At 72.6% G+C, this 26,499-nt stretch carries 24 protein-coding genes; 16 read left to right on the top strand and 8 right to left on the bottom strand.

Features of this window, described 5'->3' with window-relative positions:
- Positions 1 to 163: 163 nt before the first annotated feature.
- Complete coding sequence (locus tag ACZ5NW_RS29690; RefSeq protein ID WP_468747034.1) at positions 164 to 1,600, bottom strand: type III PLP-dependent enzyme domain-containing protein; 1,437 nt, start codon at positions 1,598 to 1,600, stop codon at positions 164 to 166.
- A 114-nt stretch (positions 1,601 to 1,714) separates the two neighbouring features.
- On the opposite strand from ACZ5NW_RS29690, the gene hutU reads away from it, so the two are divergent.
- Genes hutU through hutI form a run of 4 tightly spaced genes read left to right on the top strand, consistent with a single transcriptional unit; the run spans position 1,715 to position 7,210 of the window.
- On the top strand, positions 1,715 to 3,379 hold the full coding sequence (gene hutU / locus ACZ5NW_RS29685) for a urocanate hydratase (RefSeq protein ID WP_468747033.1): 1,665 nt from the start codon (positions 1,715 to 1,717) through the stop codon (positions 3,377 to 3,379).
- Positions 3,376 to 4,599 (top strand): allantoate amidohydrolase, encoded by a 1,224-nt coding sequence (locus tag ACZ5NW_RS29680; RefSeq protein WP_468747032.1) that lies wholly within the window; start codon positions 3,376 to 3,378, stop codon positions 4,597 to 4,599. The genes hutU and ACZ5NW_RS29680 overlap by 4 nt, the downstream gene beginning before the upstream one ends.
- Complete coding sequence (locus ACZ5NW_RS29675; RefSeq protein ID WP_468747031.1) at positions 4,596 to 5,930, top strand: formimidoylglutamate deiminase; 1,335 nt, start codon at positions 4,596 to 4,598, stop codon at positions 5,928 to 5,930. Before ACZ5NW_RS29680 ends, ACZ5NW_RS29675 begins: the two co-directional genes overlap by 4 nt.
- A complete protein-coding gene (hutI, locus tag ACZ5NW_RS29670) occupies positions 5,927 to 7,210 on the top strand; it encodes an imidazolonepropionase (RefSeq protein ID WP_468747342.1) in 1,284 nt (427 codons plus the stop codon). Before ACZ5NW_RS29675 ends, hutI begins: the two co-directional genes overlap by 4 nt.
- Here the strand turns inward: hutI and ACZ5NW_RS29665 are convergent.
- The 3 genes from ACZ5NW_RS29665 to ACZ5NW_RS29655 all read right to left on the bottom strand — a co-directional run bounded on the left by ACZ5NW_RS29665 (position 7,150) and on the right by ACZ5NW_RS29655 (position 11,042).
- A complete protein-coding gene (locus ACZ5NW_RS29665; protein WP_468747030.1) occupies positions 7,150 to 8,127 on the bottom strand; it encodes a DMT family transporter in 978 nt (325 codons plus the stop codon). The genes hutI and ACZ5NW_RS29665 overlap by 61 nt on opposite strands.
- Positions 8,128 to 8,252: 125 nt before the next feature.
- Positions 8,253 to 9,986: an RICIN domain-containing protein gene (locus ACZ5NW_RS29660; RefSeq protein ID WP_468747029.1), complete on the bottom strand. Its 1,734-nt coding sequence runs from the start codon at positions 9,984 to 9,986 to the stop codon at positions 8,253 to 8,255.
- A 135-nt stretch (positions 9,987 to 10,121) separates the two neighbouring features.
- Positions 10,122 to 11,042 carry an RNA polymerase sigma factor SigF gene (locus ACZ5NW_RS29655; RefSeq protein WP_468747028.1) on the bottom strand — a complete coding sequence of 307 codons (921 nt, stop codon included), beginning with the start codon at positions 11,040 to 11,042 and terminating at the stop codon, positions 10,122 to 10,124.
- A 240-nt stretch (positions 11,043 to 11,282) separates the two neighbouring features.
- Here ACZ5NW_RS29655 and ACZ5NW_RS29650 point away from each other — a divergent pair, with 240 nt between their 5' ends.
- From ACZ5NW_RS29650 to ACZ5NW_RS29625, 6 genes are all read left to right on the top strand, one after another.
- Positions 11,283 to 11,660: an STAS domain-containing protein gene (locus ACZ5NW_RS29650; protein WP_468747027.1), complete on the top strand. Its 378-nt coding sequence runs from the start codon at positions 11,283 to 11,285 to the stop codon at positions 11,658 to 11,660.
- A gap of 282 nt (positions 11,661 to 11,942) precedes the next feature.
- Positions 11,943 to 12,416 carry an ATP-binding protein gene (locus ACZ5NW_RS29645; RefSeq protein ID WP_468747026.1) on the top strand — a complete coding sequence of 158 codons (474 nt, stop codon included), beginning with the start codon at positions 11,943 to 11,945 and terminating at the stop codon, positions 12,414 to 12,416.
- A 116-nt stretch (positions 12,417 to 12,532) separates the two neighbouring features.
- Complete coding sequence (locus ACZ5NW_RS29640) at positions 12,533 to 13,231, top strand: LPXTG cell wall anchor domain-containing protein (protein WP_468747025.1); 699 nt, start codon at positions 12,533 to 12,535, stop codon at positions 13,229 to 13,231.
- A gap of 80 nt (positions 13,232 to 13,311) precedes the next feature.
- Positions 13,312 to 14,157, top strand: a complete 846-nt coding sequence (locus ACZ5NW_RS29635; protein WP_468747024.1) for a COG1470 family protein — start codon at positions 13,312 to 13,314, stop codon at positions 14,155 to 14,157.
- A complete protein-coding gene (locus tag ACZ5NW_RS29630) occupies positions 14,154 to 15,269 on the top strand; it encodes a hypothetical protein (RefSeq protein ID WP_468747023.1) in 1,116 nt (371 codons plus the stop codon). Before ACZ5NW_RS29635 ends, ACZ5NW_RS29630 begins: the two co-directional genes overlap by 4 nt.
- 35 nt (positions 15,270 to 15,304) lie before the next feature.
- A complete protein-coding gene (locus tag ACZ5NW_RS29625) occupies positions 15,305 to 16,570 on the top strand; it encodes a hypothetical protein (RefSeq protein ID WP_468747341.1) in 1,266 nt (421 codons plus the stop codon).
- An 81-nt stretch (positions 16,571 to 16,651) separates the two neighbouring features.
- Here ACZ5NW_RS29625 and ACZ5NW_RS29620 read toward each other — a convergent pair whose 3' ends face one another.
- Complete coding sequence (locus ACZ5NW_RS29620; RefSeq protein WP_468747022.1) at positions 16,652 to 18,148, bottom strand: oligopeptide:H+ symporter; 1,497 nt, start codon at positions 18,146 to 18,148, stop codon at positions 16,652 to 16,654.
- A gap of 539 nt (positions 18,149 to 18,687) precedes the next feature.
- Here ACZ5NW_RS29620 and ACZ5NW_RS29615 point away from each other — a divergent pair.
- Positions 18,688 to 19,365, top strand: coding sequence for a response regulator transcription factor (locus ACZ5NW_RS29615; RefSeq protein WP_468747021.1), 678 nt, complete (start codon positions 18,688 to 18,690; stop codon positions 19,363 to 19,365).
- Positions 19,366 to 19,378: 13 nt separating this feature from the next.
- Positions 19,379 to 20,650 (top strand): ATP-binding protein, encoded by a 1,272-nt coding sequence (locus ACZ5NW_RS29610; RefSeq protein WP_468747020.1) that lies wholly within the window; start codon positions 19,379 to 19,381, stop codon positions 20,648 to 20,650.
- A 29-nt stretch (positions 20,651 to 20,679) separates the two neighbouring features.
- On the opposite strand, the gene ACZ5NW_RS29605 is transcribed toward ACZ5NW_RS29610, so the two are convergent.
- Complete coding sequence (locus tag ACZ5NW_RS29605; protein WP_468747019.1) at positions 20,680 to 21,234, bottom strand: GtrA family protein; 555 nt, start codon at positions 21,232 to 21,234, stop codon at positions 20,680 to 20,682.
- A gap of 176 nt (positions 21,235 to 21,410) precedes the next feature.
- Between ACZ5NW_RS29605 and ACZ5NW_RS29600 the strand changes: the two genes are divergently transcribed.
- The 4 genes from ACZ5NW_RS29600 to ACZ5NW_RS29585 all read left to right on the top strand — a co-directional run bounded on the left by ACZ5NW_RS29600 (position 21,411) and on the right by ACZ5NW_RS29585 (position 25,491).
- Positions 21,411 to 22,550, top strand: a complete 1,140-nt coding sequence (locus tag ACZ5NW_RS29600) for a 5-(carboxyamino)imidazole ribonucleotide synthase (protein WP_468747018.1) — start codon at positions 21,411 to 21,413, stop codon at positions 22,548 to 22,550.
- Positions 22,547 to 23,068 carry a 5-(carboxyamino)imidazole ribonucleotide mutase gene (gene purE, locus ACZ5NW_RS29595; RefSeq protein ID WP_468747017.1) on the top strand — a complete coding sequence of 174 codons (522 nt, stop codon included), beginning with the start codon at positions 22,547 to 22,549 and terminating at the stop codon, positions 23,066 to 23,068. Before ACZ5NW_RS29600 ends, purE begins: the two co-directional genes overlap by 4 nt.
- Positions 23,065 to 24,255 (top strand): dipeptidase, encoded by a 1,191-nt coding sequence (locus ACZ5NW_RS29590; RefSeq protein WP_468747016.1) that lies wholly within the window; start codon positions 23,065 to 23,067, stop codon positions 24,253 to 24,255. Before purE ends, ACZ5NW_RS29590 begins: the two co-directional genes overlap by 4 nt.
- Positions 24,256 to 24,372: 117 nt before the next feature.
- Complete coding sequence (locus tag ACZ5NW_RS29585; RefSeq protein ID WP_468747015.1) at positions 24,373 to 25,491, top strand: dipeptidase; 1,119 nt, start codon at positions 24,373 to 24,375, stop codon at positions 25,489 to 25,491.
- Between the two features lie 191 nt (positions 25,492 to 25,682).
- Here the strand turns inward: ACZ5NW_RS29585 and ACZ5NW_RS29580 are convergent, their stop codons facing one another.
- Both ACZ5NW_RS29580 and ACZ5NW_RS29575 read right to left on the bottom strand, forming a co-directional pair.
- On the bottom strand, positions 25,683 to 26,072 hold the full coding sequence (locus ACZ5NW_RS29580) for a VOC family protein (RefSeq protein WP_468747014.1): 390 nt from the start codon (positions 26,070 to 26,072) through the stop codon (positions 25,683 to 25,685).
- A gap of 14 nt (positions 26,073 to 26,086) precedes the next feature.
- The gene (locus ACZ5NW_RS29575; RefSeq protein WP_468747013.1) at positions 26,087 to 26,443 is read right to left on the bottom strand and encodes a VOC family protein; all 357 of its coding nucleotides are present in this window, start codon (positions 26,441 to 26,443) and stop codon (positions 26,087 to 26,089) included.
- Positions 26,444 to 26,499 lie beyond the last annotated feature (56 nt).

The following is a 26,499-nucleotide window of genomic DNA, read 5'->3' as shown; positions in this document are numbered from 1 at the left end:
CTCCCCTCCCACCGAGACGCTGCTGAGTGAGGAGGACGCTACGCAGAGTGTGTTCGACGAGTGAGTGTTCTGGCATTTTCCGGTGGAACATGCGCGGAACCGCTAAGGTGCCTCAACCGGCCCTGTCCACACCCCTGTTGAACACCCGGTCCATCGGCGTGCGTCAACCGCGCCCGGGCTCCGGCAGGGTGGTGAGCGCCTCGGCGTGCGCCCCTCCGGACTCGGCCACGATCTCGTCGGGCGTCTGCGCCGCGCGCACCGTGGCGAAGGCGACGCCGCCCCGCCCGTCCGGCGTGAAGCCGTGGATGGCCGGGCGCGGCAGGGAGTTGTAGCCGTAGTGGTGCGCGAAGTAGTACGCGCCCGTGTCCAGCGCCGCCGCGTAGTCCCCCGGCTCCAGCGGCGGCAGCGCCCGCCCCTCCGCCAGCAGGTCGCCCGCGAAGCACGCGGGACCGGCCACGTCCTGGATCACCGGCGCGCCCTCCTTCGGGCGGCCCTTCCCGTCGTAGGCGGCGATCCGCAGCGGCCACGCCCCCGGCGCGTACACCGTCCGGGTCGCCACCTGCACGCCCGCGTGCGTGACCGCCACCGGCCGCCCGCCGGCGCTCTTGGTGTACTCCACCCGGGCCACCACCGTGCCCTGCTTGGCCAGCAGCGACCGCCCGAACTCGGTGACCAGCCCGTACCGTCCGTCCATCAGGCCCGGCACCGCCTCGGCCAGCAGCCGGGCGTACTGCGCGTGCGTCGGTGTCGTCGCCTCGGACGCGAAGTTCACCGGCAGCCCGCCGCCGATGTCGATGGTGTCGATCTGCCGGCGACCGAGGCGCTCGTTGATCTCCTCGGCCAGCGCGTAGACCTCCGCCACCCCTCGCACCATCAGCGACAGCGGCACGCCCTGCGAGCCCGAGTGCGCGTGCAGCCGGGTCAGCCACGGCCGCTCGGCGTACGCCCGGGTCACCCAGGCGCGCGCCCCCTCGTCGCGCAGCGCCACCCCGAACTTCGACGTCGCCCGCGCCGTCGACAGCGCCTCGATGGAACCGGCCCCGACCTGCGGGTTCACCCGGATGCCCACCGGGGCGGCGACCGGGCCGGACGGCATGAGCGCGTCGATGCGGGCCAGCTCCTGCGGGTTGTCGGCGTTGACGGCGATGCCCAGCGCGAGGGCCTGGCGCAGCTCCACCGGGGTCTTCGCGGGCGAGTCGAGGACCGTGGCCGAGGGCTCCAGTCCGGCCGCGCGGGCCAGCGCCAGCTCGCCGGGGCTCGCCACCTCCGCGCCCAGGCCCGCCTCGCGCAGCAGCCGCAGCACCGGCACCAGCGGGGTCGCCTTCACCGCGAAGGCGTGCAGCACGGGCGTGCCGGGTGCGACGACCGCGTCGAACGCCGACCGCAGCTGTGCCGCGGCCTGCCGGATGCCGGTCACGTCGAGCAGCGCGACGAGGGGGGTGTCCGGGCCCAGCAGACCCTGCTCGACGGCGGCCCGCACCGCGTCGTGCCGCCGCGCCGCACGCTCGGCGTCGCCCTCGTGCAGGTAGTTCACGTGATCCCCCGTGTGGTCGCCGTTGCCCACCACAGCATTCCCCGTCCGGTCGGAGCCCGCGCCCATGGATCCAGCCAAACACCCGTGCGGGCGGGTGTCCGCCCCCGCGCCCTATTGACTAGTTCTATTCAGAACCGCAGGATGTGAATATCCGCAGTAACAGACCCTGGGAGGCACCCCATGTCAGGACCCCGCCCCGTCCGATCGCCGCGCGGCACGGAACTGAGCGCCCTGGGATGGCAGCAGGAAGCCGCCCTGCGGATGCTGCAGAACAACCTCGACCCCGAGGTCGCCGAACACCCCGACAAGCTCGTCGTCTACGGCGGCACCGGCAAGGCGGCCCGCGACTGGCGCTCCTTCGACGCCATGGTCCGCACCCTCCAGGGGCTGAAGCAGGACGAGACCATGCTGGTCCAGTCCGGCCGCCCGGTCGGCGTCATGCAGACCCACGAGTGGGCCCCGCGCGTCCTCATCGCCAACTCCAACCTCGTCGGCGACTGGGCCAACTGGGAGGAGTTCCGCCGCCTGGAGGCCCTCGGCCTCACCATGTACGGCCAGATGACCGCCGGCTCCTGGATCTACATCGGCACCCAGGGCATCCTCCAGGGCACCTACGAGACCTTCGCCGCCGTCGCCGCGAAGAAGTTCGGCGGCACCCTCGCCGGGACCATCACCCTCACCGCCGGCCTCGGCGGCATGGGCGGCGCCCAGCCGCTCGCCGTGACGATGAACGACGGCGTCGCCATCTGTATCGACGTCGACCCGCGCGCCATCGAGCGCCGCATCGAGCACCGCTACCTGGACGTGCGGGCCGACAGCCTCGCCCACGCCCTCCAGCTCGCCGTCGAGGCCCGCGACGCCCGCCGGCCGCTCTCCATCGGCCTGCTCGGCAACGCCGCCGAACTCGTCCCGCAGATGCTCGCCGAGGGCGCCCCGATCGACATCGTGACGGACCAGACCTCCGCCCACGACCCGCTGGCGTACCTGCCCGTCGGCATCGCCTTCGAGGACATGGCCGACGCGGCCGCCAAGGACCCGGCCGGCTTCACCACCCGCGCCCGCGAGTCCATGGCCCGGCACGTCGAGGCGATGGTCGGCTTCATGGACGCCGGCGCCGAGGTCTTCGACTACGGCAACTCCATCCGCGGCGAGGCCCAGCTCGCCGGCTACGACCGCGCGTTCGCCTTCCCCGGCTTCGTCCCCGCCTACATCCGCCCCCTCTTCTGCGAGGGCAAGGGCCCCTTCCGCTGGGCCGCCCTCTCCGGCGACCCCGCCGACATCGCCAAGACCGACAAGGCGATCCTCGACCTCTTCCCGGAGAACGAGTCCCTCGCCCGTTGGATCAAGATGGCCGGCGAGCGGGTCCACTTCCAGGGCCTGCCCGCCCGCATCTGCTGGCTGGGCTACGGCGAGCGCGACAAGGCCGGCGAGCGGTTCAACGACATGGTCGCGAGCGGTGAGCTGGCCGCGCCCATCGTCATCGGCCGCGACCACCTCGACTGCGGCTCCGTCGCCTCCCCCTACCGCGAGACCGAGGCCATGCTCGACGGCTCCGACGCCATCGCCGACTGGCCGCTGCTGAACGCCATGGTCAACGTGGCCTCCGGCGCCTCCTGGGTCTCCCTCCACCACGGCGGTGGCGTCGGCATGGGCCGGTCCATCCACGCCGGCCAGGTCACCGTCGCCGACGGCACCGCGCTCGCCGGCGAGAAGATCCGCCGCGTCCTCACCAACGACCCCGGCATGGGCGTCATCCGGCACGTCGACGCCGGGTACGACATCGCCGAGTCGGTCGCCGCGGAGCGGGGCGTGCGCGTGCCCATGCGCGAGGGTGACGAGCGTTGAGCTTCCACAGCATGTGGGCGGAGTTGCTGCCGATCGGCCGTGACTCCGCCTCCGGCGGCTACCGCCGCTACGCCTGGACCGGCGCCGACGCCGACTGCCGGGCCTGGTTCCGCCAGCAGGCCGAGGACCGGGAACTGACCTACGAGGTCGACCGCAACGGCAACCAGTGGGCCTGGCTCGGAGATCCCCACGCCGGGGACGCCGTCGTCACCGGCTCGCACCTCGACTCCGTGCCCGACGGCGGCGCCTTCGACGGTCCCCTCGGCGTCGTGTCCTCCTTCGCCGCCCTCGACGAACTGCGCGCCCGCGGCACCGCGTTCGCGCGGCCCCTCGCCCTCGTCAACTTCGGCGACGAGGAGGGCGCGCGGTTCGGGCTCGCCTGCGTCGGCTCCCGGCTCACCGCCGGACAGCTCACCGTCGAGCAGGCCCACCGCCTCACCGACGGCGACGGCATCACCCTCCCGCAGGCCATGGAAGCCGCCGGCTACGACCCCGACGCCATCGGCCCCGACCCGGAGCGCCTCGCCCGCATCGGCGCCTTCGTCGAACTCCACGTCGAGCAGGGCCGCGCCCTGGACCTGTCCGGCGACGCCGTCGGCATCGCCAGTGCCATCTGGCCGCACGGCCGCTGGCGGTTCGACTTCCGCGGTGAGGCCAACCACGCCGGCACCACCCGGCTCGTGGACCGCCGGGACCCGATGCTGCCGTACGCCCAGACCGTGCTCGCCGCCCGCCGCGAGGCCGAGCTCGCGGGCGCCGTCGCCACCTTCGGCAAGATCGGCGTCGAACCGAACGGCGTCAACGCCGTCCCCTCCCTGGTGCGCGGCTGGCTCGACTCCCGCGCCGCCGACCAGACGGCTCTCGACACCGTGGTCACCGGCATCGAGAAGGCGGCCCGGGAGCACGCGGCCGCCCACGGCGTCGACCTGGACGTCGTCCGCGAGTCCTTCACGCCCGTCGTCGAGTTCGACCACGCCCTGCGCGACGAACTCGCCCGCATCCTCGGCAAGGACAAGGACCCCGCCCTCACGGTCCCCGTCCTGGGCACCGGCGCGGGACACGACGCCGGGATCCTCTCCGGACGCATCCCGACCGCCATGCTGTTCGTACGCAACCCCACCGGCGTCTCGCACTCCCCGGCCGAGTTCGCGGCCGAGGACGACTGCCTCGCCGGGGTGCACGCACTCGCCGACGTACTGGAAGGGCTGGTCCGCGCGTGACTCGGACGTACTGGCTGGAGCACGCCTGGCTCGACACCCACGTCGAGCCGGGCGTGGCCCTCGACGTGCGGGACGGCCGCATCACCGCCGTCCGCACCGGCGTCGACACCCCGCCGCCCGGCGCGGAGGTCCTGCGCGGACTGACCCTGCCGGGCCTGGCGAACGCCCACAGCCACGCCTTCCACCGCGCCCTGCGCGGCACCGTCCAGGTCGGCTCGGGCACTTTCTGGACGTGGCGAGAGGTCATGTACGGCGTCGCCGACCGGCTGACCCCCGAGACCTACCACGCCCTCGCCCGCGCCGTGTACGCCGAGATGGCCCTGGCCGGCATCACCTCCGTAGGCGAGTTCCACTACGTCCACCACGCCCCCGGCGGCACCCCCTACGCCGACCCCAACGCCATGGGCGAGGCGCTCGTCGCCGCCGCGGCCGACGCCGGCATCCGCATCACCCTCCTCGACACCGCCTATCTCTCCTCCGGCTTCGGCCAGGCGCCCAACCGCCACCAGCTCCGCTTCTCCGACGGGGACGCGGAGACCTGGGCCGAACGCTGTTCACTTCTCAAGGAACGGGATCACGCGCGGATCGGCGCCGCCATCCACTCCGTACGGGCCGTGCCCGCCGACCAGTTGGCGACCGTGGCCCGCTGGGCCGAGGAGCGGCGGGCCCCGCTCCATGTGCACCTGTCCGAGCAGACCGCCGAGAACGACGCCTGCCGGGAGATCCACGGCTGCACCCCGACCCAGCTCCTCGCCCTGCACGGTGTCCTCGGGCCGCGCACCACCGGCGTCCACAACACCCACCTCACCGCCGAGGACATCTCCCTCATCGGCGGCAGCGGCACCGGCACCTGCATGTGCCCGACGACCGAGCGGGACCTCGCGGACGGCATCGGACCGGCCGTCGCCCTGCAGAACGAGGGCTCACCGCTCTCCCTCGGCTCCGACAGCCACGCCGTGATCGACCTGCTCGAAGAGGCCCGCGCGATGGAGCTGAACGAGCGGCTGCGCACGCGCACGCGCGGTCACTGGACGGCGGCGGCCCTGCTGCGGGCGGCCACGGCCGACGGCCACGCGGCCCTCGGCTGGGACGGCGCGGGCGTCCTGGAGGCCGGCGCGCTCGCCGACTTCACGACGATCGCGCTGGACTCGGTCAGGACGGCAGGGCCGCTTCCGCGGCTCGGGGCCGAGACGGCCGTATTCGCCGCGTCGGCAGCGGACGTGTCGCATACGGTCGTGGCAGGCCGGCACGTCGTACGGGACGGGGCGCACACCCTCGTACCGGATGTGCCGCGCGCTCTCGCGGACGCCGTCGCGGCACTGCGCGACTGACCCCGGCACGGCCGCCCCCCGCACGAGAACCCGACCCCACCGCCGACCAGGCCAGCAAGGACGCCATGAGCAACGCGACGAACGTCAGCCCCGCCACCTCCGCGAGCACCGCCAGCACGCTCATCACCAACATCGCCGCCCTGGTCACCAACGACCCCTCCCTCGGTGACTCTTCCCCCCTCGGACTGATCCAGGACGCGGCCGTCGTCATCGACGGCGACCGCATCGCGTGGACCGGTGAATCAAGCAAAGCACCCGCCACTGACAATCGGGTCGACGCGGGCGGCCGCGCGGTCCTGCCCGGCTTCGTCGACTCCCACTCCCACCTCGTCTTCGCGGGCGACCGCACCCAGGAGTTCAACGCCCGCATGTCGGGCCGGGCCTACAGCGCGGGCGGCATCCGGACGACGGTGGCGGCGACGCGGGCCGCGACCGACGCGGAACTGGAGCGCAACCTCACCCGTTTCCTGGACGAGGCCCTGCGTCAGGGCACGACGACGTTCGAGACGAAGTCCGGTTACGGCCTGACGGTCGAGGACGAGGCCCGCGCCCTGCGCATCGCCGCCCGCCACACCGACGAGGTGACCTACCTCGGCGCCCACATCGTGTCCCCCGACTACGCCGACGACCCGGCCGCGTACGTCGCCCTGGTCACCGGCGAGATGCTCGACGCCTGCGCGCCCCACGCCCGCTGGATCGACGTGTTCTGCGAGAAGGGCGCCTTCGACGGCGACCAGGCCCGCGCGATCCTCACCGCCGGCCGGGCGAAGGGCCTGCACCCCCGCGTCCACGCCAACCAGCTCTCCTACGGCCCCGGCGTCCAGCTCGCCGTCGAACTGGACGCGGCCAGCGCCGACCACTGCACCCACCTCACCGACGCCGACGTGGACGCCCTGGCGAGCGGCGACACCGTCGCGACCCTGCTCCCCGGCGCGGAGTTCTCCACCCGCGCCCAGTGGCCCGACGCCCGCCGCCTGCTCGACGCGGGCGTCACCGTGGCCCTCTCCACGGACTGCAACCCGGGCTCGTCGTTCACCTCGTCGGTGCCGTTCTGCATCGCCCTCGCCGTACGGGACATGCGCATGACCCCCGACGAGGCGGTCTGGTCGGCCACGGCGGGCGGCGCGGCGGCCCTGCGCCGCACCGACATCGGCCGGCTCACCCCCGGCGCCCGCGCCGACCTCACTCTCCTCGACGCCCCCAGCCACGTCCACCTGGCCTACCGGCCGGGCGTGCCGCTGGTGTCCGGGGTGTGGCGCGCGGGCGTCCGCGTGGTCTGAGGCGCCTCCGCCGCGTGGGGCCGGCGCTCCCGGTCGGCCACCGACCGGCCCCACGCCGTGCCGACGAGCACCAGCACCGCGCCCCCGTACCCCAGCGGGCCCGGCCGGTCCCCGGCCAGCGCGATCCCGACGGCCGCCGCCCACACCGGCTCGGTGCCCAGCAGCAGACTGACCCGGGACGGCGAGGTGCGGCGGACCGCCCACATCTGCACGAAGAACGCGAACAGCGTGCAGAAGAACGAGAGATACAACAGCCCGAGCCAGTCCCCGGCGCCGAAGCGTGCGGCCGCCGCCCACGGTGCCGCGCCCGTCCCCGGCAGCGCCGCCAGCACCGCGAACACGGCCACGGCGCCGCCCAGTTGAACCGTCGTCAGCGACAGCGCGTCCGCGCCGCGCGCCGACTCCATCCGGGCCATGGCGAGCACGTGCACGGTACGGGCGACGGCCGCGCCCAGCATGAGCAGATCGCCGGTGGTCGGCGCGGTGAACCCCGTGCCCTGCGTCAGCAGCGCCACCCCGAGCACCGAGAGACCGGCCGCCGCCAGGAAGGCGCCGGGCAGCCGCACCCCGCGCGCCCGGCTCTCCGCGAGCGGGGTGAACACCATGGTCAGGCTGATGATCAGGCCCGCGTTCGTCGCCGACGTGTGGACGACGCCGTACGTCTCCAGCAGGAAGATCCCGGCGAGGATCAGCCCGAGCACGCCGGCTCCGCGCAGTTGTACGGCGCTCAGCGCGCGCAGCCGCCGCCATCCGGCCACCACCAGCACCGGCAGCGCGACGGCGAACCGCAGCACCAGCACGGCGAGCACCGTGTTCCCGGTCGTCACCCCCTTCGCGGCCAGGTAGCTGGAGCCCCAGACGGCGGCCACGAGCAGGACGGGGAGATCGGCCAGGCGGCTGGCACGGGCGACGGGCATCGAACTCCTCGGAGCGAGCGGGACGGCACGGAGCCGGTCACTGTAGCCGTGGCAGACGCCGGTGTCCGCCGAGTTCCACCAGGTGAGCGGGGGAGGAGGGGAGGGGAGGAGCGGACGGGCCGGGTTCAGGCCGCGCCGGCCCGCCAGCGCTGGGTCGGGTCGCCGTCCAGGGGGTCGAGCCACAGGTCGTCGTAGCCCTCGTCGGTCAGGGCCGTTTCGATGGCGATGGCCGGGCGGATCGTGCCGTCGGAGTCGATCATGAACGTCAGATTGCGGCCGTTGCGGCCGTACACCGACGAGCAGGTCCACACACCCACGCCCCGGTCCACCGAGCCCCTGCTGTCCAGGCAGTACTCCGGGTCGGCGGACGACTGGAGCACGCCGAGCGCCGCGTCGTAGCGCCAGCGCTGGGTCGGGGCGGACGAGCACGGTGCCGCGATCACGTCCGTGCCGTTGTCGAACCACCCCGCCACGTCCAGGCAGAGGCCGGTGCCCAGGTTCACCACCTGCGCGTACGACCCACCGGGCGGGCGCGTCGGGGCGGGGGTGGGCCTCGGGGCCGGCTTCGGCGCCGGTGCCGGGCGCGCGGTGGGCGAGGGGCGCGTGCTGCGCTTGGGGGTCGGGGAGGCGCTGGTCGGGGAGGGCGAGGGCGAGGGGGAAGCCGACACCGACGGCGTCACGGACACCGTGGTCGTCACCGTCACCACGGGCACGCTCGCCGGAACGCTGACCGCCGCACCGGCCGCCCGCTGATCCGTCCCGCCACCCGGCGCGAGCAGCACCACGAGCAGCGGCACCAGAGCAACCCCGAGGGCCATGGACACCAGCACGGACCGCCGAGCGGGAGGCCAGACCTCGGCGCCACCGACGACGTGGAAGCGGCCCATCCCCGGCCCGCCGTCGCCGGAGTCGCTCACCTCGGGCTCGCCCCCGCCGTACGGAGAAACGTTCAGCCCCACGTCCCCGGCACGGCCGATCACCCGGCCGACCTCACCCCCGTACGAAGCCCCCGCCGCACCCCCACCCGCACCCGTGTCCGCACCCGCACCGCCCACCGCCCGGTCCACCGCCCGGCCCGCCACGCCCGCGTACGAAGCCCCCGCCCACGGCAGCAGCCCCTCCGCCAGTGCCTCGCGCGGGGTGTCGCGCAGGGCCTGTTGTTCCTCCACGGCCGCGGCGCAGTGGGCGCACGCGCGCGTGTGGGCGGTGAGGTCGGGGCTGTGGCGTGGAGTGTCCGGGCGAACCGATTCCTCGATCAGCCGCTGGAAGTCCGTACACCGGGGATCGTCCGAGGCGGCGAGGCGCAGCCGCAGGCTCGCGCGGCTCAGGACCCGCAGGGCCGGTCCGGTGCCGTAGGTGACGTCCTCGTCGGTCACCCCCAGCAGCGACGCCGTCCGCGCCTCGGGCTCGCGCTCGACCACGCCGTACCAGAGCAGTCCCTGCGCGCGCGAGGACAGGGAGCGGAAGGCGGGGAGGAGGGGCGGTTCGGCGGACGGGAGTCCCCGCAGCAGCTGCGGGTGCAGCGTGGCGGCCCGCTCGTCCCGGGACCACTCCTCGGTCAACCGGCCGATCAGGAGGAGGAGTTGATGGCGCCACGGCAGCCCCGGGTCGCTGCCGCGGGCCGCCTCCCGGGCCGCGCGCGAGAACGCCTGGGCCGCGAGCCGCTGCGCGGCCGGCTCGTCCGCCGCGCACAGGCGCGCGTAGGCGAGCGCCGACGCCTCGTGCCGGACGCGCAGCTCGCGCAGCGCCGGATACGCGCGCGCGGGGGCCGCGCCGAGCAGTTCGGCGAGGCGGGTGTCGGGGACACCGGCGGGGTCGGGAGCCCAGCCGCTCCCGTCCCTCCCGTCGGCACGGGGCATGACTGATCTCCTCACCGGGCGCTGACCTACTCGTCAGTCTGGGGTGGGGGTGACCATAGTGGCGGGAGGGACGCCTGGGGAGGTTTCCCGGGGTAACCCGGAAGACGGGAAACCGGGAAACCGCCCCCGCGAGGCCTATTCCTCGGCCATCAGCCCCTTGCGGAGCCGCACCAGCGTCCGCGACAGCAGCCGCGACACATGCATCTGCGAGATGCCGAGTTCCTCCCCGATCTCCGACTGGGTCATGCCCGCCACGAACCGCAGGGACAGGATCCGCCGGTCCCGGGGCGGGAGTTCGGCGATGAGCGGCTTCAACGACTCGACGTACTCGATGCCTTCGAGGCCGTGGTCCTCGTATCCGATCCGGTCGGCCAGCGCACCCTCGGTGTCGTCCTCCTCGGGCTGCGCGTCCAGCGAGGACGCGGTGTACGCGTTGGACGCGACCATCCCCTCGACGACCTCGTCGTTGCTGATCCCCAGCCGTTCCGCGAGTTCCGCGACGGTGGGCGCCCGGTCGAGCTTCTGGGCGAGTTCGTCACCGGCCTTGGCCAGGTCGAGCCGGAGCTCCTGGAGCCGCCGCGGCACCCGGACCGACCAGGACGTGTCCCGGAAGAAGCGCTTGATCTCGCCGACGATGGTCGGCATCGCGAAGGTGGGGAACTCCACGCCACGGGAGAGCTCGAAGCGGTCGATCGCCTTGATCAGGCCGATCGTGCCGACCTGGATGATGTCCTCCATCGGCTCGCTGCGGGAGCGGAAGCGGGAGGCGGCGAACTTGACCAGGGCCAGGTTCAGTTCGACGAGCGTGTTGCGGACGTACGAGTACTCGTGCGTGCCTTCCTCGAGGGATTCCAGCCGCGCGAAGAGGGTCTTGGACAGAGCCCGCGCGTCGACGGGTCCGACCTCGTCGTACGGGGGGATCTCCGGGAGCCCGGCAAGGGCGTCCACGTCGTCTGGGGCATCGCTCTCGATGGGATCCAGATGTTCCGGAGAGGGTGTCGACGTCGCGCTGCTGGTGTGCGATGCGTCGAGCCGCGGTGACATGATGTCCTCCATCGTTCTCGGCATAAGGCTGCCGAAGCCGGTACGTGCACTGCGGTGTGCGGCGCCTCCAAAGCCGGCCGTGTCGGTTACGTGTCTCTACTAGCCCTACCCGCTTTACCGAGCCCACCGCAAGTACACTCTGGTGGCTTATGTCTGTTTGTGGGTGCTTGTTCGGGTGTCGGAGCACGTGGCGAAGGCGTAATGTTCGAGGGCGTCAGCACGCAGTGAACGACCTCGGGAGAGAGACGGCACATGGACCACGGGACGGTCGGCAGCGCACAGTCGGGCCGGCTTCTGGTGGAGGTGCGCGAAGAGGGCTCCAGTGCCGTGGTGACACCGGCCGGTGAGCTCGATCACCACACCGCCGATCTGCTGCGTGAACCGCTGGAGGCCAGCCTGGCCAGGGGCTTCAGCCGCCTCGTCATCGACTGCTCCCGGCTGGAGTTCTGCGACTCCACCGGGCTGAACGTGCTCCTCGGCGCCCGTCTGAAGGCGGAGGCCGCCGGGGGCGGGGTCCATCTGGCGGGGATGCTGCCGGTCGTCGCCCGGGTGTTCGAGATCACGGGCGCGGACGCCGTCTTCACCGTGCACGATTCGGTCGAGGCGGCCCTGGCGGACGAGGACGGCTGAGGTCCTCCGTCGACGGCCGTGGCGCGCAGCCCGCGTCCCTGGCTGTGGGCGGAGGCGCGTGTGGGGGGTGTTCCGTCCGTCCTGTCGGGCAGGAGACAGGGGCGGAGGCCTGAGGAACATGTCGCCGGCATGTACGGACAGTACGGACAGCACGTACGGACGGTATGTACGGACAGTACGGATGGTGCGGACAGGACGGACGGCACGGACGACACGGACAGTACGCAACGGGGGAACGATCTTGCACTCTGTGAACCGCGAATCGGGTGAGGTGAAGCGCTGATGAGCACCACCCGGCCTGTCTCGCCGGGCTCCCCGGAGCCGAGTGGCGCTTCAGAGCCGTCGGCGGGCCAGGTCCGCCGACTGGGCTTCGACGGTGCGAGCGGGGTCGTCCCGCTGGCCCGCGACTTCGCCCGGCAGGCCCTCTACGACTGGGGCTGGCTGCCCGCCGCGACCGCCGATCAGCGGGCCGCGGCCGAGGATGTCCTGCTCGTCGTCTCCGAGTTGGTCACCAACGCGTGTCTGCATGCGGAGGGTCCGCAGGAGATGGTGCTGGGCTGCGACAACAAGGTGATCCGGGTGGAGGTCGCCGACAAGGGCGGCGGGCAGCCGGCGCCGCGTACGCCGCACCGGGCCGGCCGTCCGGGCGGGCACGGGATGTTCATCGTGCAGCGGCTCTGCCTGGATTGGGGAGTCGTGCGGACCCCGGGGGTCGCCGGCAAGACGGTGTGGGCCGAGCTGGGCGCGCCCGCCTAGATTCCGCTTCACCCGTCCGCACATTTCCAACACTTCCTTTGTCTTCCTTCCTCCAACGGCCGGGCGTACCTTGACGGCCCGATCTGATGTGCCGTCAGGAACGAGGGGACGAGGCCGTGTCGAAGCAGAAGCGAACCGCCGCTCTCGCGTCGGCCGCCGCCCTGGCCGGAGCAGCGGTCGTGCTGACCGCGCCGACGGCCCGGGCCGAGGTCGTCGACGTCAACTACGCCTGCAAGACGCCGATCGGCGACAAGAGCGCCGTGTCGCCCATCGACATCAAGGGCGTCAAGAGCGGCAGCGGCTACCGGATCACCATGTCGTGGCAGAAGGGCGTCTCGTCCAGCCCCGTCGAGCTGGGCAAGGGGGCGATGAGCCCGAGCGCGACCATCGAGCTCGGCGGCGCGGAGGAGGGGACGCTCACCGTCTCCGGTCCCGCCAACCAGGAGGCCATCCCGGCCGACACCCCCATCAAGATCAGTGACCTGAGCGGCACGTACACCCCGAGGGAGACCGGCAAGGTCACCTTCACGGCCGGTGTGCTCACCATCAAGGCGCTCGGTACGACGACCCGGTGCACGCCCACCAGGAAGCCGGGGCCGTCCCTCACCCTCGACGTGACCGCGGCGGGCGGCAGCGGCGGCACGCGGAACGACAGCGGCACCGGGAACGAGCTTCCGCGGACCGGCCCCGAGGACTCGGCCGTCGCCCTCGCCACCTTCGGCGGCACGGTCCTGCTCACGGGCGCGGCGGGCGCCCTGTGGCTGACCCGCCGCAACCAGACGAGCCGCAACCGCACGGCCCGCGCCCCCCACTGAGCCCCCGTCAGCCCCTCACCGGCCGCCCCCGTGGCCCGCCATCGACCGTCATCGACCGCCATCGTTCGCCGGAGTCGCCGATGCCGTACGCCGCCCGTGTCCTGCTGCCGGTCCTTCCGCTGTTGCTGTCGGCCGCCGCGCCGGCCGCTGCCGACGGCGGCTGGTCGGCCGCGCCGTCCGGCGGCGGGCGCCCGTCCTTCTACGCGGAGGGCGCCCCCGGCACGGTGCTCGAGGACACGGTCGCCGTCACCAACCGGGGCACCCGCCCGCTCACCGTGCGCCTGAGCGGCACGGGCCTGCCCGTCGCCTTCGCCGAACCGACCCTCCGGGTCCCCGCCCGCACGCGCGCCGAGGTGCCGTTCACGGTGACGGTCCCGGCGGACGCGGTCCCCGGCGACCGTACGGGCCGTGTCGTCGTACGGGACGCGGAGGGCCACGAGAGCGCCGTACGACTGCTGCTGCGGACCGGTGGGCCGGCGCTCGCCGCACTGACGGTGGAGCATATGTCCGTACGCTCCGGCGGGATCACGTACGAGCTGGTCAACCGGGGTACGACCGCTCTCGCCCCGCGTCTCGCGGTGCACGCCGACGGTCTCCTCGGCCCGGTCCTGGACCGTGCGGAGCGCCCGCTGCCGGTCACCGTGCCGCCGGGCCGCCGCGTCGAGCTCACCGAGCCGTGGAGCGACCGCCCCGCCCTGGACGCGGTGCGGGTCCGCCTGACGGTGACGGCCCCGGGGGCCCCTCGTGCCACGGCCGAGACCTCGGCGACCTTCGTCCCGTGGACCACGCTCGCGCTCGCGGCGGCGGCCACACTGACGGCCACGGCGGCGACCCTGACCCTACGACGCTCCAGGCACCCCCAATCCCGACCCACCGACCCCCAAGTCCCGCGTCCGGAAATCGAGTCGGCAGGGGGCTTGAGGTGAGCGGGCGTTGGGGTGTGGTCGTCGTCGGGGTGGTGGTCGGGCTGTTGCTGCCCTGGGGTGGGGTGGCCGCCTCGGCCGATGCGCGGCCCGCTGTCTCGGTCTCCGTCTCCCAGGCGGGCACCGGCAGTTCCGTCACCGTGAGCGGCAGCGGATGGCGGGCGCACACCCTGCTGATGCTGCTGGTCTGCGGGCGCGCGACACCGGCCCGGGGTGTCATCGGCGGCACCAACTCCTGCGCCAACGCGGACGGCCGGGCCGTCACCACCGACGCCGACGGCCGCTTCAGCCACCCGCTGCCGGTCGCCGAGCCGCCCGTCCCCTGCCCCTGCGTGGTGCACGCGGCGACCGCGACCGGGGCGAAGGCGCAGGCGGACGCGGTGTTCCAGGTGGCCGGGCACCCCGTCGAGCCGCTGCCCGCCGAGGCGTCCGAGGGGCGGCTGTCCGTCGTCAGCGACACCCGCCTGACCGGCTCCAGCGGCCTGCTGACCTGGTTCGGCGCACCACCCGGCCGCACGCTGGCCTTCACCGTCGGCAATGTCGGCACCCAGCCCGTGAAGGACCCGGTCTTCCAGGTCGGCACCTCCCACGGGGTGTTCGCCCCGCAGTGGGAGGAGCGGCGGTGGCACGGCACGGTCGCCCCCGGAGGCAAGGCGCGCGTCGAACTGCCCGTGGAACTGGACGCGGGCGCGCACGGCGACTACACGGTCGCGCTGAAGTACGACGGCAAGGTCCTCGCCCAGCAGCCCTGGGGCGTGGGCCGGCCCTGGGGCGTGACCCTGTTCTGGATCCTGCTCGCGCTGGTCGTCCCGGCCGCGGTGTTCCGCGTCGGGATGGCCGTCGTGGACCGGATACGCCCCCGCCCGGCCCGCCACCACGGGCCCGCACGCCCCGCACGTCCGGCCCGCCGTCCCGGCCTGCCCCGCCGCCTCTTCGTCGGCCGGCGCCTTCCCGGCCGTGCCGCGGCCGCCGGACCGGTGTCGCCCGGCACCACATCGACGACCCTGCCGTGGTTCACCCCGGACGCCGGTCCGGGCACGGCGGGCCGGCTCTCCGCACCGCACGACGACGATCCGACGAGTCCCACGACTCCCGGCAGGAAGGGAACCACGTGAGCGAGCGCGAGAGAGCCACTCCCGTACGCAGGGGACTGGCGGCGGCGACGGCGGCCGTCCTGGTCGGCGGCACGGCCACGCTGCTGGGCCTGGCCGTCGGCCCGGCCCAGGCCGCCGAGGTGTCCTACGCCACCCACTGCGTGCCGCCCGCGGGCATCGACCCCGTCGACGGCACGACGAAGGTGGAGATCACCGCCCCGGCCACGGCGAAGGTCGGCGACACGGTGGACATCGTCTGGAAGTTCACCCAGCCCGCGTCCAAGAACCCCGACATCATCGATCTGCCCGCCAACTCGGTGCAGCCGTCGGGGACGTTGAAGGCGGCCGGGGCGCAGACCGCCGACATCGCGATGCAGGGTCCGCGCGAGAACCCGGCGATCCCCAAGGGCGCCACGATGGTGCTGTCCTCCATGAAGGGCACGCTGAAACTGACTACGGCCGGGCAGGTGACGCTGACACCGGGCACGTACGTCGTCAACGCCATGGGCACGAACACGACGTGCGCGCCGACGCAGACCGTGCAGCAGGCGGCGACGATCACCGTGACGGCCGGAGGCGGGGGCTCGCAGACCTCCACGCCGAGTCCGACGGGCTCGCAGTCGTCGTCCGGTACGCCGAGCGCGTCCGCGAGCCAGACCGGCGGCGGCGGTGACGGCGGAGGCGGCGACACGGGCGGCACCGGCGGCCAGACCGACTTCACCGGCAAGGTCGTGGAGATCCCGTACACCTGCCAGTCGCCCCTCGGCGAGAAGAAGGCGACCTCGCCGGTGCAGATCAACGCCAAGAAGAGCGGCGGGAGTTACGCGATCACCGTGCAGTTCAAGAAGTCGGTGATGAACAGCCCGGCCGACATCCCCGCGAACTCGGTCAAGCCGTCGATGGAGGTGGCCCTGGGCGGTGCCGACAAGGGCACGGTCCACACCGAGGGCGCGATGAACTCCGCGCCCATCAAGTCGGGCGAACCGATACAGATCCCCGACCTGAGGGGCACCTACAGGCCGGGCGCGTCGGGCGCGTCGACCCTCTCCCCGGGCGTCCTGGTCATCAAGGCCCTGGGCACGACGACGACCTGCCACCCCGACAGGACGTCGGTCTCCCTGACCCTGAACACGCAGGAGCAGGCGGGCGGCGCGTCGGGCGGCTCCGGCTCCTCCTCCGGCGGTACGTCGACCGGCGGCGGCCTGGCGGAGACCGGCTCGGGCGACCACGGCGCCCTGAAGGCCCTGGGCCTGGTGGCAGGCACGACGATCCTGCTGGGAGCGGCGGTCTTCACGTTCATGCCGAGACGCCGGACGAGGTAACCCACCCACACGCCGACGCACAGAGGGCCGTTGCAGACACACGCGCCTGCAACGGCCCTCTCCGCGTATCTCAGACGAACGTCAGTGCACGTCCCCCATGAGTTCCTTCACCTTGTTCCGGTACATCCACACCGCCGCACCGGCGACGACCGCCAGCACGGCCTCCAGTGCCACGATCCCCGTCTTGTTGAGGTCGACCCCGGCGATGGACAGCAGACCGGTGGTGGCGTCGCCCGCGGTGACCGCGAGGAACCAGACGCCCATCATCTGCGAGGCGTACTTCTTCGGCGCCATCTTGGTGGTGACCGACAGACCCACGGGAGAGACGGTCAGCTCACCGATGGTCTGCACGAAGTAGATCGCCGCCAGCCACAGCGCGGCGGCCTTGTGCCCGTCCTGGGCGATCGACAGCGGCGCGAGGAAGAGGAAGAAGGACGCGCCGATCATGACCAGACCCATGGCGAACTTCACCGCGGTGCTGGGCTCCTTGCCGCGCCGGGCCAGGGCCAGCCAGGCCCAGGCGAACAGCGGGGCCAGCGCCATGATCATGACCGGGTTGACCGACTGGTACCAGGAGACCGGGAACTCCCAGCCGAAGATCGTGTTCTCCGCCGAGGAGTCGGCGAACAGCGACACGGTCGAGCCGCCCTGGTCGTAGATCATCCAGAACACGGCCGCGGCGACGAAGAACCAGATGTACGCGCTCAGCTTGGACTGCTCGGCGCGGTCCAGCTCCTTGTCCCGCTTCATCCGGGCGATGACCAGGACCGGGATGACCAGGCCGGCGATCGTGATCGGGACCAGCAGCCAGTTCAGGGTGTAGACGCCGGAGACGCCCACGACGACGTAGAACACCGCGGCGACGGCGGCCCAGAAGCCCGCCTTGCGCAGCGTGGCCGCCTTCTCGTCGGCGGTCAGCGGGGTCGGGACGACGTCCGACCGGCTGCTCAGGTGGCGGCTGCCGAGCAGGAACTGGGCCAGACCCAGCGACATGCCGAGCGCGGCGAGCGCGAAGCCGAAGTGCCAGTTGACGTTCTCACCGATGGTGCCGATGACCAGCGGGGCGGCGAAGGCACCGAGGTTGATGCCGATGTAGAAGAGGGTGAAGCCACCGTCGCGGCGCGGGTCGTCGGGGCCGTCGTAGAGCTGGCCGACCATCGTGGAGATGTTGGCCTTGAGCAGACCGGAACCGATCGCGACCAGACCGAGGCCCCCGTAGAAGGAACCGGCCCACGGCAGCGCCAGGGTGAGGTGACCGAGCATGATGATCCCGCCGGCCACGGCGACGGTCTTGCGGGGGCCGAGCACCCGGTCCGCGAACCAGCCGCCCGGCAGGGCGAGCAGGTAGACGAGGGACAGGTACACGGAGTAGATCGCGGTCGCCGTCGACGCGCTGAGGTGCAGGCCCCCGGGAGCCACCAGGTAGAGCGGGAGCAGGGCCTTCATGCCGTAGTAGGAGAACCGCTCCCACATCTCGGTCATGAAGAGGGTGGCCAGGCCGCGGGGGTGGCCGAAGAAGGTCTTCCCGGAGCCGGGGGTGGCCGGACGGACCGAGTCCTTCGTCAGGCTGGACGCCATGGGTCGTTTCCTTGCTGGTCGGGACGCGCGGTTGGAGCGTTGCGTCGCCCGGTGGGTCGGCCGGCACCGGCCGATCGGCTCGTCCACCCACGCCCGGGGGGAGTCCGCTCCGGATCGCGGAGCGAAGGACGGCGACCACCGGGATCCACGCCTCGGCGCGCGTCGTACGCGCGGGAGGCCCGGCCACAGGTCATTCCTTGTCGGGCCGGCCGACGGGCCGGCCCGCACACAAAAGAGACCCTCAGCGTCAAGTCGTCGCCGAAGGTCCCCGTGCTGCTAGAGGCGTTGTTTCACCATACGGCAGGACACTGCCGGATATGGAAGGACTTGAGACACGGATCACAGGTGATCATGGAACCGTTGGCCCTGTGTCGAAGGTCCCCAGGGGGGTGGCACCCGTGGAACCATAGGTCCAGACCAAGATCGAGAGCGAATCGGCGAGGCGCCGGGCCCGGTGGCTTGTCCGGTGTGTCCCCGGGTAAGAAACGGCACGTCCGATCACCCCTCGGCCGTAAGACGGCGCGGACTACCATCAGCTCATGACCCGTGTACTGCTCGCCGAGGACGACGCGTCCATCTCGGAGCCGCTGGCCCGCGCACTGCGCCGGGAAGGGTACGAGGTGGAGGTGCGTGAGGACGGACCGACCGCGCTCGACGCCGGAATGCAGGGCGGCGTCGACCTCGTCGTGCTGGACCTCGGGCTGCCCGGCATGGACGGCCTGGAGGTGGCCCGCCGGCTGCGCGCCGAAGGCCACGCCGTACCCATCCTGATCCTGACCGCGCGGGCCGACGAGGTCGACACCGTCGTCGGTCTCGACGCGGGCGCCGACGACTACGTCACCAAGCCCTTCCGCCTCGCCGAACTGCTCGCCCGGGTCCGGGCCCTGCTGCGGCGCGGCGCCGCCGAGCCCACGCAGCCGCCCGCCACCCACGGCGTGCGCATCGACGTCGAGTCGCACCGCGCCTGGATGGGCGAGGAGGAGCTCCAGCTCACCGCCAAGGAGTTCGACCTGCTGCGGGTCCTCGTCCGCGACGCGGGCCGGGTCGTCACCCGCGACCAGCTGATGCGCGAGGTCTGGGACACCACCTGGTGGTCGTCCACCAAGACCCTCGACATGCACATCTCCTGGCTGCGCAAGAAGCTCGGCGACGACGCGGCGAACCCCCGGTACATCGCCACCGTGCGCGGTGTCGGGTTCCGCTTCGAGAAGAGCTGAGTAGTACGGGTCCATGCGTCGCCGTCTGATCCAGTCCACCCTCGCCGTCGTCCTGGTCGTCATCGCGGTCTTCGGGGTCTCCCTCGTCATCGTCGAGAGCCGGACGATCAGCAACAGCGCGCAGGAGCGGGTGGACTCCGAGGCGGTGCGGATCGTCGGCATCGTCGACAGCCGGCTGCTCGGCTCCGAGGACGTCACCGCGGAGATCCTCCGCGACCAGGTGACCCAGGACCGCTACGCCGTCATCCGCGTCCCCGGCCGCCCGCCCATCGAGGTCGGCACCCGGCCGGGCGGGGACGTCATCCACGCCGAGGAACGCGGGGAGGGCGGTGAGACGGTCCGCGTCGAGGAGCCGCGCTCGACCGTGACCCGGGAGGTCGGGCGGACCCTGCTGATCATCGGCCTGGTGGCGCTGCTGGCGGTCGTGGCGGCGGTGCTGCTGGCCATCCGGCAGGCCAACCGGCTGGCGTCCCCGCTGACCGACCTCGCCGAGACCGCGGAACGCCTCGGCTCCGGCGACCCGCGCCCGCGCCACAAGCGGTACGGCGTCCCCGAGCTGGACCGGGTCGCGGATGTGCTGGACTCCTCCGCCGAGCGGATCGCGCGCATGCTGACCGCCGAGCGGCGCCTGGCCGCCGACGCCTCCCACCAGCTCCGTACGCCGCTGACGGCCCTGTCCATGCGGCTGGAGGAGATCACCCTCACCGACGACCCGGACACGGTGAAGGAAGAGGCCAATGTGGCCCTCACCCAGGTGGAGCGGCTCACCGACGTGGTCCAGCGCCTGCTCACGAACTCCCGCGACCCCCGGACGGGCTCCGCGGTCTCCTTCGACCTGGACGAGGTCATCCAGCAGCAGCTGGCCGAATGGCGCCCGGCGTACCGCAGCGCGGGCCGGGCGATCGTCAGCTCGGGCAAGCGGCACCTCCAGGCGGTGGGCACGCCCGGCGCGGTCGCCCAGGTCCTGGCGGCGCTGATCGAGAACTCCCTGATGCACGGCGGCGGCACGGTCGCCCTGCGCACCCGCGTCACCGGCAACCAGGCGGTCGTCGAGGTCACCGACGAGGGGCCCGGCGTCCCGGCGGACCTGGGCGCGCGCATCTTCGAGCGGACGATCAGCGGCCGCAACTCGACGGGCATCGGCCTCGCGGTGGCCCGCGACCTCGCGGAGGCGGACGGCGGCCGTCTGGAGATGCTCCAGACCCAGCCCCCGGTCTTCGGTCTGTTCCTCTCCCGCACCCAGCCCACGAAGCGGCCGAGGGACGAGGAGCCGACGGTCAGGTAGGACGGCCGGACCGTCGGGCGGGCGGGGTGTCAGCCGACGCGCTGGCGCTGCTTCTGGCGCTGCTTCGGGCGGCCCGCCTGGGCCCCCGTCGGATCCTGTGCCTGGGCCTCCGCCGCCAGCAGCAGGGCCTCGGCGTCCGCCACCGCCTCCCGGGCGGGAAGCGCGCGGAACACCCAGCTGCGGTAGGACCAGAAGCGGAACAGGGTCGCGACGCCGATGCCGAGGAACTTGAAGACGTTGCTCTGCAGCTGGCTGTCCCAGCCGAAGCCGTACGTCGCCACGAACAGCACGCCGTTCTCGATCACCAGTCCGACCGCGCTGAACAGCAGGAACAGCGTCAGTTCCTTCGTACGCCCGCTCTTGTCGCGGTCACGGTAGGTGAAGTAGCGGAACCCGATGTAGTTGAAGACGATCGACACGACCGTCGCTATGACGCTCGCCCGCACCACCTGGAGATCGGTGAGATGCCGCACCAGGTTGAAGACGGCGAGGTTGACGAGCAGTCCCGCTCCGCCCACCGCGCCGAATTTGGCCAGCTCCTGCACGAGCCGGCGCAGCCCCGAGGCACCTCCGCCATGTCCCATGGTCGTACGGGCCCCCGTTCGGGTCTCGGTTGTGTCAACCCAGCCATGCTAACCACCCCCCTCGAAGGTTTCCTGTGGTCGGCCCCACTGCCCGGAATCCGGCCGCGCAAAGCCCGGAATCCGGCCGCGGACGGCACGGAATCCGGCCTTCCTGGCGCGGCCGATACCCTAGGGGCGTGACGTTCCCGGTAGTCGGCATGGTCGGCGGTGGCCAGCTCGCTCGTATGACACACGAGGCGGGCATCCCGCTGGGCATCAGGTTCAAGCTCCTCAGTGACACCCCTCAGGATTCCGCGGCGCAGGTCGTGAGCGATGTCGTCATCGGCGACTATCGCGATCTCGACACGCTGCGTGAGTTCGCGCGGGGCTGCGATGTGATCACCTTCGATCACGAACATGTACCCACCGAGCACCTCAGGGCTCTGGAGGCGGACGGCATCCCCGTGCGCCCCGGCCCCGACGCCCTCGTGCACGCCCAGGACAAGGGCGTGATGCGGGCGCGGCTCGACGCGATCGGGGTGCCGTGCCCACGGCACCGGATCGTGAGCGACCCGGCGGACGTGGCCGCCTTCGCGGAGGAGGGCGACGGCTTCCCCGTCGTCCTGAAGACCGTCCGCGGCGGCTACGACGGCAAGGGCGTGTGGGTCGTCGACAGCGTCGAGGAGGCCGCGGAGCCCTTCCGGGCCGGCGTCCCCGTCCTCGCCGAGGAGAAGGTCGACTACGTCCGCGAGCTCGCCGCCAACGTCGTACGGTCGCCGCACGGCCAGGCCGTCGCCTACCCGGTCGTCGAGTCCCGGCAGGTCGCCGGCGTCTGCGACACGGTCGTCGCCCCGGCCCCCGGCCTCGACGGGACGCTGGCGCTGAAGGCCGAGGAGATGGCCCTGACCATCGCCAAGGAACTCGGCGTCGTCGGCCACCTCGCCGTCGAACTGTTCGAGACCCGCGACGGCCGCATCCTCGTCAACGAGCTGGCGATGCGCCCCCACAACTCGGGCCACTGGACCCAGGACGGCGCGATCACCTCCCAGTTCGCCAACCACGTCCGGGCCGTCCTCGACCTCCCGCTCGGCGACCCGCGCCCGCGCGCGAAGTGGACCGTCATGGTCAACGTCCTCGGCGGCGACTACCCCGACATGTACTCCGCGTACCTGCACTGCATGGCCCGCGACCCCCAGCTCAAGATCCACATGTACGGCAAGGACGTGAAGCCCGGCCGCAAGGTCGGCCACGTCAACACCTACGGCGACGACCTGGACGAGGTGCTGGAGCGCGCCCGCCACGCAGCCGGCTACCTGAGAGGCACGATCACCGAATGAGCCCCGTTGTTGGCATCGTCATGGGGTCGGACTCCGACTGGCCCGTCATGGAGGCCGCCGCCCAGGCCCTGGACGAGTTCGAGATCGCCTACGAGGTCGACGTCGTCTCCGCCCACCGCATGCCGCGCGAGATGATCACCTACGGCGAGCAGGCCGCCGACCGGGGACTCAAGGTGATCATCGCCGGCGCCGGGGGAGCGGCCCACCTGCCGGGCATGCTCGCCTCCGTCACCCCGCTGCCGGTCATCGGCGTCCCCGTGCCGCTGAAGTACCTCGACGGCATGGACTCCCTGCTGTCGATCGTGCAGATGCCGGCCGGTGTGCCCGTCGCGACCGTCTCCGTCGCCGGTGCCCGCAACGCCGGTCTGCTGGCCGCCCGCATCCTCGCCACCCACGACGAGGAACTGCTCGGCAGGATGCGCGACTTCCAGCAGGACCTCAACGACCAGGCCACCGAGAAGGGCAAGCGGCTGCGCGCGAAGGTCGACGGCTCCGGCGGCTTCGGGTTCGGCAAGTGACGCCCCCCGCGACATCGCTGGACCGGGCCCGGGAACTCCTGCGGGAGTTCCCGGTCGTCGACGGGCACAACGACCTGCCCTGGGCGCTGCGCGAACAGGTCCGCTACGACCTCGACGCCCGCGACATCGCCGTACGCCAGACCCCGCATCTGCACACCGACCTGCCCCGGCTGCGCGAGGGCGGGGTCGGCGCGCAGTACTGGTCGGTCTACGTGCGCTCGGACCTGCCGGACGCGGTCTCCGCGACCCTCGAACAGATCGACTGCGTACGGCAGTTGATCGAACGGCACCCCGAGCGGCTGCGGGCCGCGCTGACCGCCGCCGACCTGGAGGCCGCGCGCGCCGAGGGCCGTATCGCCTCCCTGATGGGCGCGGAGGGCGGGCACTCCATCGCCAACTCCCTCGGCACCCTGCGCGGCCTGTACGGGCTCGGCGTGCGCTATCTGACCCTCACCCACAACGACAACGTGGACTGGGCGGACTCCGCGACCGACACCCCGCGCGCCGGCGGTCTCACGGCCTTCGGCCGGGAGGTCGTCCGGGAGATGAACCGGCTCGGCATGCTCGTCGACCTCTCGCACGTCGCGGCGACGACCATGCGCGACGCGCTCGACACCTCGTCCGCGCCGGTGATCTTCTCCCACTCCTCCGCCCGGGCCGTCTGCGACCACCCGCGCAACATCCCCGACGACGTCCTGGAACGCCTCCCCGCCAACGGCGGCATGGCCATGGTGACCTTCGTGCCGAAGTTCGTCCTCCAGGCGGCCGTGGACTGGACGGCCGCGGCCGACGAGAACATGCGCGCGCACGGCTTCCACCACCTCGACACCACCGCCGAGGCGATGAAGATCCACCGCGCCTTCGAGGAGCGCAACCCCCGCCCGATCGCCACGGTCTCCACGGTCGCCGACCACCTCGACCACATGCGCGAGGCCGCCGGCATCGACCACCTCGGCATCGGCGGCGACTACGACGGCACGGCCTTCACCCCCGAGGGCCTCGACGACGTCTCCGGCTATCCGAACCTGATCGCCGAGCTCCTCGACCGCGGCTGGTCGAAGGCCGACCTCGCCAAGCTGACCTGGCGCAACGCCGTACGGGTGCTGGGCGCGGCGGAGGACGTGGCCCGCGAGCTCCAGACCACGCGCACCGCGTCGAACGCGACGATCGCGTCCCTGGACGGCTGAACCCGTCCTGGTGGGCGGGGCACCCGAACGCCCCACCCACCAGGAAGCCGCCCCGTCTCCGTGCGACGGTGACCGTACTGCTGATCACGGCGCCGATCACGACGTACGGAGACCGCCATGGCCGACCTCCAGGACGAACTGAACCCCACCACCGAGGTCGGCGAGCTGCCGCTGGACGCTTCCTTCCCGGAGCTGCGCGACCTGCCCGCGCCGGAGCCCACCGAACCCCGGAGCGCCCTGGAGTGCGCCCACGCCCTCCTCGACGCGCACCCCGTCGCCGACGGCTACAGCGGACTGCCCTGGGCGCTGCGCCATCTGCCCTGGTACGACCTGGAGCTGGGCGAGAGCGCCGTCGACACGGACGTACCGCGGCTGCGCGAGGGCCATGTCGGCGCGCTGTTCTGGGCGCTGCACCTGCCCGAGGGACTGGCCGCCGACCGGGCCGTGGGCGCCACCCTGGAACAGCTGGACCTGGTCCGCTCGGTGATCCACTCCCACCCCGAGGGGCTGCGGCTGGCCCGTTCGGCCGGGCAGGTCATCGACGCCCGCAACTGCGGCCGCGTCGCCGTGCTCCTCGGCCCCGCGAGCGCCGCCGCGCTGGACGACTCCCTCGGCATCCTGCGCGTCCTGCACTCGCTCGGACTGCGGGTGCTGACGCTGGCCGGCACGTCCTGGGCGAGCGAGGCCGGGCTGACCCGGTTCGGCGAGGAGGTCGTGCGCGAGATGAACCGGCTCGGCGTGCTCGCCGATCTCTCCGGCGCCTCCGACGCCACCGTCGCCCGCGCCCTCGCCCTGTCCAAGACACCCGTGCTGTGCACCCGCGCCGCCGCCCGCGCCCTGCGCCCCCACCCGGGCAACCTGCCCGACGAACTGCTCACCCAGCTGGGCGCCGCCAAGGGCCTGTGCCTGGTGCCGCTGACGGCCGAGCAGACCGGCCCGAGCGTGCGCGACGTCGCCGACCACCTCGACCATGTGCGCGCGCTGGCCGGCCCCGAGTCCGTCGGCCTGTCCGGCACCTACGACTCCGGCGCCGCGCATCCCCAGGACCTCGCCGACGCCTCCGGCTATCCCCGGCTGATCGCCGAGCTGCTCCGCCGGGGCTGGCCGGAGCCCGACATCGCCCTGCTGACCTGGGGCAACGTCCAGCGGGTGCTGCGCAGCGCGGACTTCCTCTCCCGGGCGAGCCGCGACCGCAGGGAGCCGTCGACGGCGAGCATCGCGGAACTGGACGGCTAGGGCCTGTCCGGCGGATCAGGTCGCAGGATATCGGCGGGACCTCGTCAGCGCAGGCGAGCGGGGCCTGGTGCGGCCAGCTGCAAGGCGGAGGAGCGCGGCGATGCGGAGCATCGGCAAGCGACGACAACGCCGCAGATGGGCGTGCCAGGCCCCGCGTCTGCGGCATGATCCGCCGGACAGGCCCTAGCGGCTCACGAGATCCGGCACAGGCAGAAGGGATGACCGGCCGGGTCGGCGTACACCAGGAAGTCCTCGCCGTTGTCCCGGCCCTTCATGTCCAGCGGCTTCGCCCCCAGCGCGATCACCCGCTCATGGGCCCGGTCGACCTCCTCCCAGGTCGCCCCGGCGTCGAAGTCGAGGTGGAACTGCTGAGCGTTGCGGTCCGCCCGCGGCCACTCCGGAGGGGTGAGGCCGGGCGCCCGCTGGAAGGCGAGCCGGGGCCCGTCGGGGATGCGCAGCACCACCCAGTCGGGGTCCTGGACCTCGGGCGTGCCCCCGGCGACCGCCGCGTAGAACTGGGCGAGCGGCAGCGGTTCCGGGCAGTCGATCACGACGTTGCGGAGGCGGGCGATCGCGGTCATGGGGTCTCCCGGTGTCAGCAGGCGCAGAGACAGAACGGGTGCCCGACCGGGTCGGCGTAAACCCGGAAGCTGCTGCCGCCCTCCTCGGCCAGCGGCTTCGCCCCCAGCGCCAGCACTCCCCGCTCGGCCTCGTCGAGGTCGTCGACGACCAGGTCCAGGTGGAACTGCTGCGAGTGCTCGGGCGACGGCCACCGCGGCGGTACGAATCCCGGGGCCGCCTGGAACGCCAGGGCCTGACCGCCCGGCACCTTCAGGTCCACCCAGTCGCCGTCCCCCTCGACCGTGCCGCCCAGCACCTCGGCGTAGAACGCGGCGAGCGCGCGCGGGTCCGGACAGTCCAGGACGACGACACCCAGCTTGGCGAGAGCCATGACTACCTCCTCGGGTTACCCGTAGAGACGGGCCACCGGTAACGGTTACTGCATGC

The organism is Streptomyces sp. NPDC032126 (assembly GCF_055580085.1).
This window is presented reverse-complemented; position numbering and strand designations above follow the sequence as displayed.